This window comes from Staphylococcus sp. HMSC063F05 (assembly GCF_001837075.1).
Lineage (GTDB): Bacteria > Bacillota > Bacilli > Staphylococcales > Staphylococcaceae > Staphylococcus > Staphylococcus epidermidis.
In genome coordinates this window covers 20,313-31,745 of record NZ_KV831352.1, presented here as the reverse complement: position 1 = coordinate 31,745, position 11,433 = coordinate 20,313, and the positions used below count along the sequence as shown (strand labels likewise).

At 31.5% G+C, this 11,433-nt stretch carries 1 protein-coding gene; it reads right to left on the bottom strand.

Annotated features, from left to right (window positions below; genetic code table 11):
* Positions 1 to 42: 42 nt before the first annotated feature.
* Positions 43 to 11,121: a SasC/FmtB family protein gene (locus HMPREF2576_RS07950; RefSeq protein ID WP_070856193.1), complete on the bottom strand. Its 11,079-nt coding sequence runs from the start codon at positions 11,119 to 11,121 to the stop codon at positions 43 to 45.
* Positions 11,122 to 11,433 lie beyond the last annotated feature (312 nt).

Genomic DNA, 11,433 nt, shown 5'->3' with positions numbered 1-11,433 from the left:
GGAGTTTATCAATTGATATCTCCGGTTTTGTGATTTATAAATTTAGTCATTTACTTTTTTATCTTTTTTCTTTTTACGTGAGGACATGATTGCTAAACCAGATATTAAAGTAACTCCTGCTAATGGTAGTGATTTATCAGCATTTCCTGCCTCTGGTAGAGATTTAATTGTATTATTCTCGGAACTATAACATTGATTAGATTTTTCCGTCATAGATGTTGATGAACGTTGACTACTCAATATTTTATCTTCTCTTATTTGTATTGACTTAAGTTTTTCAATCGTTTCGTTAACTATTTCATCAACTTCTTTATTTGTGGTTACTTTATTAAGTTGACTTAAAGCGTTACTAACAATTTCATTTATCAATGTACGAGCATTTTGTTTCACTCTAGTACTAGCACTTAAATTTGCATTTATCATTTGCTTTACATGGTCTGCTTCTAATTCAATTTCCTTCGATGCTTTAGCTTTTTTACGTACAATTGAGTTTAATTTATCCGCTTCAACTTTAAAGTTTCGGACAATTGTTTCAACTGAAACAAATGTTTCAGCTTCGTCAATCTGTTTATGTGTACGATTGATTAATGCTTTAAGTTTACTTACAAATATTTGTTTTTCTTCGTTAGTCGCTCTAGAAGATATGTCATTAATTTTATCGTCACTATATCCATCAATGTATGCTTTAGCTTCTAATTTTTTATGTGCTTGAATTTCAATCGAGTCTATTAAAGATATACTTTCTTTTAATGCAGCGCTCACTGATTCATTATTTTGAGATTGATGAATATGATTAATAGCTGATTTTAAAGCTTGTTCTAATTCATTGATAGCTGATTGCTTTTCTTCAATAGTAGCTTCTTGACTTTGTTTAAATTTATTTAATTTTTTATCTGCTAGTTCTTGAATTTCTGCTATAGCTTCAGGCTTTTTAATGGCAATGACAGAAATTTTATTAATTTCAGAATTTGCTATTTCTTTAGCTCTATTAACAGCTTCATTTGTTAATGCTTGGTCAATTGAAACATTTGCTTGTGTTAGAGTTGTGTCTAATTGATTTAATTCGATATCTTTTTCTTCTTTAGTCGCTTCTTCATTATCATTAATTAATCCGCGAATAACTTCTGCTTTTTGATGAATTTCATTTCTTGCAGCTGATTTAATTTCAATAACAGGTAGTATTTTAGAAATTTCATCAATACTTTGTTTTTTAATATTTTTAACTTCTTCATTTGTTTGAGCTTTATCTATTGCTTCGGCTATTCTTGCTGCAGTTTTAATTAATTTATCGATAGCCGAGGCTTTTTCTTCAACTGTAGACTCTTTATTATTCTTTATTAAATCACGTTGAGTGTCTAGTTGAATAGTGATTTCATTTAATGCTTGTGGTTTGATAGTTGATATTGGTTTGATTTTATGAATAGCTTCAATCGTTTTGTCTTTAGTATCATAAACTTCTTGATTTTTATTAACATTATTAATTGTAATAAATGAATGATTTACTAATGTATCAACTTGTTTTAAAGCTTCTTCTTTTTCTTCTCTTGTCGCATCACTATTTCCATTAATTCGTTCTCTTTGAATTTCAGCTTGTGCATTGATTTCTTCAAATGCTTGTGGTTTAACTTGTACATCCGCACTGATTGCTTGTAACAATGTTATTGCGTTTGATTTTGTTCCAAGTACTTCGCTATCAGTGTTAGCTTCTCGTATTTTTTCATTTGCATCATCAACAATCGCCTTAACTTTATTCAGTGCAATTTGTCGTTCTTCTTCTGTAGCATATGGCGTATTATTGATAGAGTTGTTTAATTGACTCGCCATACCACTAATTGCTTTTCTGGCAGTTGGCTTTTGAGTTATGTTGATAAATATACTATTTAATTCATTTAATCCAAATAATTCATCTTGCGCAACTTGTATATCTTTTCGGTCTTTTTCAATGGCATTGAATACTAAAGATAATTGTTCTTTTACATGATTAATCGCATCATTACGTTCCTCGTGAGTAACATCTGCAGTATTTTCAAAAGTTTTAATCAATTGTTTAGCAAGTGCATTAAGTACAGAACGTGCTACCGCTTTTGTATCTACACGTGGTAAAATAGTTTTCATTTTTTGGGAAACTTCATTATAAATATCATCAACTTCATTATTTGTGTGCGCAAGACCAATTTGTTTTTTTGCATCTAAAAGTATTTTATTTAACTTACTATTAGCTTCTTGAAGTTCATCTTCAGTTGCATCAGGATAACCATTAATTATAGCTTCTTGAGTATCTGAAACATCATATAATTTTAATATAGCATTTTTCTTTTTATTATATTCTGGTCTGTATTCAGTTATGTTATTCAACCCAGAAGTTTTAGCATTATCTACTTCATTATCTGTATTAGCTTGATTTATAGAATTAATGATTTCTTTAACCTGTTCATCTAAATGTTGTAAAGCATTGTCTTTTTCCTCTTGTGTAGCACTAAATTCTTGCTCTATTTCATCAATTTTGTTTTGTTGCGCTTTAACAATTTCAGCTACTGCATTACGTTTTTTACTAAAATCTGGTCTGAAGTTATTGATTTGATCTAAACTATTTTGCTCAGCATTTTCAACTTGCTGATTAGTTTGAGATTGATTTACATCATTTTTGGCTTTTTCATGAATTTGATTTAACTGATTTAAACTCTCTCTTACTTCATCATGAGTTGCATTTTGTGTTTGATTAATTTCAGTTTTCTTTTTTTCTACTGCGCTTTCAATTTTAGATTTGGCAGTAGGTTTTTTAACTACAAGTGGTTGAATATCTCTAATTGTACCTATACCTTTGTTCTTTTCTACATTCACTTGGTTGGTATCTGGTGCATCCTCAATAGCTTGATTTGTTGTCTCGACAACGTGATTTAAATTGTCACTAGCAACTAATTTTTCTTCAGTCGTTGCTTCATCATTACTATTAATTTGTAGGTTTTTCTGCTCTTTTTCAGCATTTACATCAGCTTTAGCTTTATCTTTAACTGTAGTAGCAGGTAATATATTTTCAATTTCAGCTATTCCGTTTACTACAGTCTTTTCTACATCATCATTGGTTTGACCTTTATCTATTTTAGCTATGGCTTTTTTAAGAACTTCTTGTAGTTTTGCACTTGCTTCCTGTCTTTCTTCAATTGTTGAATTAGGATGAGTTGCAATAGTACTTTGTTGTTGGTTAGCTTTTTCATTTAATCTGTGACGCCCGGTTGCTTTTGTTTGTGGATGTGGTTGAATTTGCTCTATATCTTGAATACTACGTGTTTTCGCACTATCTACATCTTTATTTGACTGTGCTTGATCAATATTTACTTTAGCCTGATTAAGTAATTGGTTTATTTTATTTAATGCTTCAGTTTTTTCTTCATTCGTAGCTTCTTGGTTCTCTTGTATTTCTTGAGTTTGTGAATTAAATGCTTCTTGGATTGCATTTAAAACATCTCGTTTCTTACTAACTTGTGGTACAATTTCCTCGATTTTTGGTCTAGCTTTATCTAAAGCTTGATCAACCTCGTTGTTATGCTCTACATTAGCAATTTCATCTGATGTGGAAGTTAGTACATTTTGAAGCAATCTATTAGCTTCAGCTTTTTCTTCTAGTGTTGCATCAGGCGTATTTTCAATAATTTTCTTTTGATTATCAATGAATTGATTTAATTGGTTTTTAACGTTTTGTTTCTTGATAACTTCAACTTGAACAGCGTTAATATTTTGAACAGCTTGATTTTTAATATTATTAACTTCATCAGTAGTGTGCGCTTTTAGGATATTAGCATCTGCTTCTTCTTGAAGACGATCAACTTTATTATTTGCTTCTTCTTTTTCTTCTGCTGTCGCATTTGGTGTTTGATCTATTATAGCGTTTTTATTTTTAGCTTCGCTAGCTAGAGCTGCTAATGCATTAGTTTTGACTGCTGTACTTGGTAATATTTGGCTAATACTCGTGTTACCACTATTTTTAGCATCATTAACTAATTGTGTAGTTGTAGCATTAGTAATATTGTTAATAGCATCAATTTTAGCTACATTAACTCTATCTATAGCGGCTGATTTTTCTTCATTAGTTGATTTATTATTTGCATTGATAGTATCAATTTGACTTTGCGCATCTTGTTCAATTTCTTGTTTAGCATTACGTTTAATTATAGTCTCAGGATGGACCTCAGAAATTTTAGCAATTCCATTATTTTCCGCAATTTTCACATCATTATTTGAGTGTGCCTGTGATACTTGATTTAACGCTTCATTCTTTACTTCTTCTAATTTGCCAAGTGCTATTTGTTTTTCTTCTAGTGTCGCATCTTGATTTTGATTTATTAAAGTCGTTTGTTCCGCAGCTTTTTTTCTAATTATTTCATTAGCCTTTGGTTTTACAATTACAATAGGTTCAACATTTCTTATTGTTTCTAATATATTATTTTTTTCGTCTGTAACATTTTGATTTGCTAAAGCTGCTTGTATTCTATCATTGACTCCATTTGTTTCTTGATTAAGTCTCTCAAGGGCTTCTTGTTTTTCTTCTGTTGTAGCATTTTGATTCTGGTCTATTGTCGACCTTTGTTGACCTATTGCTTGAGCAATGTCTGCTTTAGCTTGTGTTTTAGTTTGAGTTGACAACACAATACGTTGTAACTTTTGCTTACCATCTTCTAAATTCTCATCCACTAACGCATTTGTATTTGCACCATTAATATTGTTACGTGCTTGTGCTAACGTATCATCTATAGATTGTATTGCCGTATTTTTCTCTTCAGTAGTTGCATCTTGATTGGCTCTTATATCTGATTTTTTACTTTCAGCTAGATTAGTCAAAATATTAATGGCATCTTGTCTTTTATGTGCATTTGCATTAATCAATTTAATTGCAGTGATAGCTTGTGCTTTTACGTTATCAACTTGATTATCTTGTGTACTTTCATGAATTTTTTGAATTTGTTCATTTAATTTTTGGGTCACTAATTGCTTTGCAGCCTCTTTTTCATCATCAGTAGCATTACCATCATTACCTATTAACGTCTTTTGATTATTAGCTTCTTGAGTCAAACTATTTATAGCAGTCGGTTTTTTGATCACATTGGGTTGTACACTCTTGATTGTAGCAATACTATTTGTTTTAGATTCATTTACTTCTTGAGTACTATGTGCATTATTAATATTTTGTATTGCTTGTGCTAATCCAGCATTGACTCTATTTGTTGCCTCTTGCTTTTCTTCTTCGGTTGCATCAGGCGTGTTATTAATTTGGATTAATTGTTCTTGAGCTTTGTCATTTATTTCTTGCTTAGCATTTGTTTTAGTTTGAGTTGATGGTTGAATATTGTTTATTTTTTCTAACCCATTGGTTTTAGCACCATTGACTTCCCTTTCAGTATCACTATTTGTAATATTAGATTTGGCTTCAATTTTCGCTTTTTCAACCAGCTTTCTAGCCTCTGCTTTTTCTTCATCTGTTGCATCGTTGTTACCATTGATGATTGTAACTTGTTGCTCAGCTTTTTTATCAATAGCCGTTTTTGCATCTGTTTTAATTGTTGTTGCTGGTATTATGGTAGCAATCTCATTCATGCCGTTATCTTTAGCATTATCAACTTGATTATTAGTTTGCGCTTGATTGATATTTGTTATAGTTTTATTTTTACTAATCTCAAGAAGTCGTTTGGCTTCATCTTTTTCTTCATTAGTTGCATCTTTGTTATTATTAATTAACTCTGTTTGTGAAATAAATTTAGTTTGTAACTCTTGGAGCGCATCAGATTTTCTAGTTGGATTAGCATGAATCGTTTCTAATTCTTGAAGTCCAATATTTTTGTGCTGTTCAACTTCATTGTCACGTCTATCTTGATTTATTAGATTCTTAACTTCATCTCTTTTACCATTCAATCTTTGAATTGCATCTTGTTTTTCTTCTTCTGTAGCATTGGGCGTTGCATTGATTTGACGCTTTAAATCCTCAAACTTTGAATCTAATTCCACTCGAGCGGATGGTTTTTTTGCAACATTTGCTTGAATATTAGTTATCGTATCTATAACCTCAGTTTTTGCATCAGATACTTGTTGGTTTGTTTGCGCTTGATCAACTTTGTTGTATCCTGCATCTTTAGCTATTTTTAATTTATCTAATGCTTTTTGCTTTTCTTCATCTGTTGCATCTGGTGTAGTGTTGATAGTATTACTTTGCTCATTATATTTATTATCGATACTTTGTTTAGCATCAGATTTTTTGTGCGCATCTGGCATAACTAATTCAATTTCATGAATGCCGTTAGATTTAGCTTGTGCGACACCATTGTTACTATGTTCATTTTGAATTGCTGTTCTTGCTTCATTTGATTTTTGATTTGCCAATTGAATAGCCGCTTCTTTTTCCTCAGTTGTAGCAGTTTGATGCGTTTGAATTTGATTAATCTGTTGCGCGAGTTTTTGATCAATATCTTTTTTTGCTTTTGACTTAACAGCGGTTGCTGGTAAAACGTTAGCTATTTCATTTATTCCTGCTACTTTAGCATTTTCAACATCATTATTTGAAGATAAGGAGTTAATATTATCTAATGATTTTTGTTTTGTAGCGATAACTAAATTGTTGGCGACCTCTTTTTCTTCATCTGTAGCATTATCATTATTATTAATAAATTGCGTTTGTTGTGTTGCCTTTTGTTCGATTGCATTTCTTGCAGACTCTTTCTCAACAACTTGTGCATTAATTCGAGATAAAGAAGTTATCGCGTCGTCTTTGATAGTTTTGACACCTTGGGTTGTATGTTCTGCATTTATTTGTGCTTGAACTCTTGCTAATTCAGCACTTACTCTATTTATTGCCTCTTGTTTTTCTTCATTAGTTGCATCAGGCGTGTTTTGAATATGATTAATCTGTTCATTTACTTTATTCTGTACTGCTTGTCTAGCTTCAGATTTCACAGTAGTTGCTGGTGTTATATTTTCTATTTTATTTATTCCATTAGTTTTCGCTTCATTTACTTGATCTCTAGTACTATTGCGTTGAATATTATCTTTTGCTTCAATCTTAGCTTCTTCAATTTTACGATTCGCTTCTTGAATTTCTTCATCTGTAGCATCATTTATTCTTTGAATTTTTATTTTCTTATCAGCTGCTTTAATATCAATATCATTTTTAGCATTTCTTTTAATTGATGTATCAGGTGTAATTGCATTTATGCTTTGTCTACCATCACTCACAATACCATCAATTTGATTATTCGTTGTAGCATTATCAATCTTACTAATTACATTTTGCTGTGATGCATTAACTAAATTATTTGCGACTTCCTTCTCTTCAGTTGTAGCATCATCATTATTTTGTATAGTTTGTTTATGTTGTTGAACAATATCATTAATCGTAGTTTTGGCTTCTTGCTTTTTCCTAACATTAACTTGTGTATTTTGAATATTTTGAATTCCACTAGTAAGTGCTGTATCCACATTTTGATTTGTTTGTGCTTGATTTATGTCGTTGAGTGCAGTTTCCTTTGCTTGTGTTAATCTAGTTAACGCATCTTGTTTTTCATCTTGAGTTGCATGAGGTGTTGAATTTAACTCAGCTTCTTTTTCTTGGAACTTTTGATTTACTTGGTCTCTAGCTTGTTGCTTTTTAGTGAAATTAGTCTGTATTTTACTGATATTACTTATACCTATATTTAAGGCGTTGTCGACATTTTGATTAGAAGCAGCCTGTGTAATTTGTTCATCAGCTAAATTTTTAGCATCATTCAAACTTTGAATTGCTTTTTGTTTTTCTTCTATAGTGCCTTCATTATCAGAATTAATCGCACTCTGCTTTTCATTTGTTTTAGCAATCAATGCTTGTCTGGCTTGAGGTTTTTTTTGAACATTGACATTAGTATGAGTAATAATTTGTTCTGCATTACTAAGTTCTTGATCAACATCATCATTAGAATTTGCTTGGTTGATATGGGTAATGCCATTGGTAACAGCTTGCGAAACAGCACTGACAGCTTCTTGTTTCTCTTCAGTGGTAGCATCAGGTGTTTGAGCTATTGCTGACTTTTTCTCGTTTCCTTTTTGTTCTAATATTGTTTTTGTATTATTTTTCTTAACTGCGTTAGGTTGATCTTGATTAATAGTATTTATGCCATTATTCTTAGCTTCAGAAACTTGCTGAGTTGACTGCGCTTGATTGATAGTTGCTATTGCGGCCTGCTTATGTGCTTCTACTTGATTTAATGCATCCTCCTTTTCTTCAGTTGTTGTCATATTATTTGAATTAATTTGTTGATTTTGTGCAATAGCTTTAGCTTCTACTGCTGCACGTGCATCCTCTTTAATCTTCGTTGCAGGACTAATAGCAGATATGATACCACTTCCAGTTGTTTGTGCTTGATCAACATCTCTATTAGTAGTTGCATTGGTAATATTTTGATTTGCAGTTATGACTGCTTCATTAACTTTACGCTCTGCATCAGCTTTTTCTTCAGTCGTTGCATTATTGTTTGCTTGAATTAAACGTTTTTGTTCATCCGCTTTAGCATTGATAGTTGCTATTGCATTTTGTCTTTTCACTGGAGTTAATGGTACTTGTTGTATCGTATTCGTTCCATTATTTTGTGCTTCAGTGACATCATCATTACCTTGTGCAGTGTTAATATTTTGAATTGCTTCATCTTTTGATCTATTAACAAGTGCGATAGCATCATTTCTCTCGTCTAATGTTGCTTGTGTATTATTGTTGATATCCTTAATTTTTGAATTTGCACTGTTGGTAACTGCCGCTCTAGCTTCTGCTTTTTTAGTTGGATTTGGAACATCTGTAGCTATTAATTTCGTACCATTGTCTCTAGCTTCATTTACAGTGGTATCTGTTTCTGCCTCACCTATTTTGGCGATAGCATCAGATGAATGTGCCTCAACTTGTCTAATCGCTTCATTTTGTTCTTCGGTAGTTGCCTCATGATTGTTACGTATAAGCGTCTTTTGTTGATCTGCTCTGTTATTCACAACTTGTCGTGCATTTGGTTTTGTTACTGGATGTGGAGTATCACTTTCTAGAGTATGTAATCCAGCCTCTTTGACTCTTTCAACACCATCATCTGTAAGTTCATCATCAATGTTATTAGAAATTTCATTTTTATGATTTTCAATTTGATCAACTAATGTATCTTTTTCTTCAGTAGTTAATTCTGTACTATCATATACAGCATCAGTCATTTCTTGAGCTTTATCATTAATTTCTCTCGAAGCACTCACACGATTTATTAGTGTTGTTTGTAATTCGTGTAACAAATCATCAATTTGAGTTTGAGAGTATCTTTGGTTAAAAGGTGTATTGTTTGTTTCTTCATCCAGAACAGTCTGAGCACGTTCTTTCAACTTATTATATTTATTATAAGAAGCAAGTGTATAGTTCGATGGGATGATATCCTTATTGACCTGTTCTGATAAATCGTCTTTATTCATGATGACATTAATACTGAAAGGTGTTTGTTGACCAGTAACAGTATTGTCATTAGTGTTAATGTAATATTCAGAAAATGTCTTATATTTAATTGCTTCATTGAAAGTCACTTCACGTGGCGTTGAGATGTTGACAGGTCTAAGCTTGTATCTAATATTTAGTATTTTATTGGGCAAGAATCTAGCAACATCCTGAGCACTTCTTCCTAAATTTAAACCATTACTACTAAACGTTAAAGTATGATTTTGTCTATCGAAATTAACTGAAAACGGATTTACCGTAGAATTAGGCACATTCCCGTTAACAAATGAAACTTCAGTTGAATTATCAACGTATTCGAAATTTTCTGGTAGTGTTACTTTATAAGTAAGTTCATTTTGACCTATAGCAGCAGCGAAGTTACCATTATTCTCTATACGAGTATTAACTTCAAATTCTTTACCATTCTTTACATTTTTGTTAACTTGTCTTGATTTCACATATAGATGTGAACCAGAATTAACACCAATTGTATCTATAAAAGAATAGTATCTATACCCATCATGTAGCTGTTGAATTCTTTTAAAATCTGAGTGTATTTCGTTCATAGGTAGAAATTGAACTTTTAACCTATGTACGTTATCAGGTAACTTGAATAAACGATATACGCCGCCTCCTTGAATATCAGTTGAAGCAATTTCTTGATTATTTTCTGCATTTCTTAAAACTAATTGAGTTCCACCTTTTCTGTTTTTAGCAGTCATTGTATTAAATGAAAATATTATCTCAGAATTAGGGTTCACTGAAAATTCTTTTTCTATACCGTTGAAACCATCATGATCATTCGGATCATTTCCTTTAATACGTCCTAAGGCTACGACATTATCTATTGCTTGATAATTTTTCGGATCGGCACTATCAAACACGCTTGTACGTTCTAACACACTATTTAATAAACCGACCTTACCACCATTAACCATTGTAAAGCCATTTAGACTATCAACTACCTTTACCTCAGGTCGAGAGCGATTAGTACTTGTCTTAATTCCTAAATCATCAAATGTAATTACAGTGTTAATGCCATTTGGACCTGTATTACTTAAATTTGGATCCGTATTTTGAGTTGTACTTGTCGTGTCATTTCCGCTATTTGTATCTAATGATCTTTTCCCTCTTTTTTTAGGTTTACTTGATGATTCTGTTGTAGCTTTATTTTCTGGAATCGATGAATTTGAATGATTTGAGTTCGTGTGATTTGTTACATCTTCAGATTGGGCTTCAATATGATGTTTAGCCGGCTGATTAACATGTAACCCATCGTCACTCGTATCATTATTTTCATTGATATTGGTATAAGATGCTGTTTGAGCAGATTCAGCTTCTTCAGTATTTATTGCAATTGGTTGAGCGTTATGATTAGGAACATTTTGTGTTTGCTTATTTTCAGTAGATGAAGGTACTGTTTGCCCAGATAATGTATTTGTGGTTTCCTCACTTATAGGATTAGACTGAGATGTGTTTTCTAACCCTCCATCAGATTGAGCTGTAGTGTCATTATTTTGAGAAGGTTCCAGTTCTGATGCTGTTGCTTGCCCCGGATGAGCTAAAAATGCGACTGTAGCTATTAATGCTGAAAAAATACCTATATTAAATTTTCTAATACTAAATTTCTGTTTTCTAAATAGATTCATTAAATTGGCCTCCTAGTTGTAAATTCTTTATGATGTATGTCTAATGAACTTTGAAAAATATTTAAAGTAATGACTCATCCCAATATCGCTCATTTAATCAAACACAACTATTTAAAGTCTTTTTAATTTTATCATCTATATTATTCTAAATCTAGTAGTATAAAAATTTATCTTAATATATTTTTAAATGATATCAGAATTTGTTTTTTGAGATCCACATTGAATTATTTAATGATTTTTATATCAAAAAAAGTACGACTAAGATTTCAAATAAAAATCTTAATCGTACTCAGTGACCACATTTGTGATTTA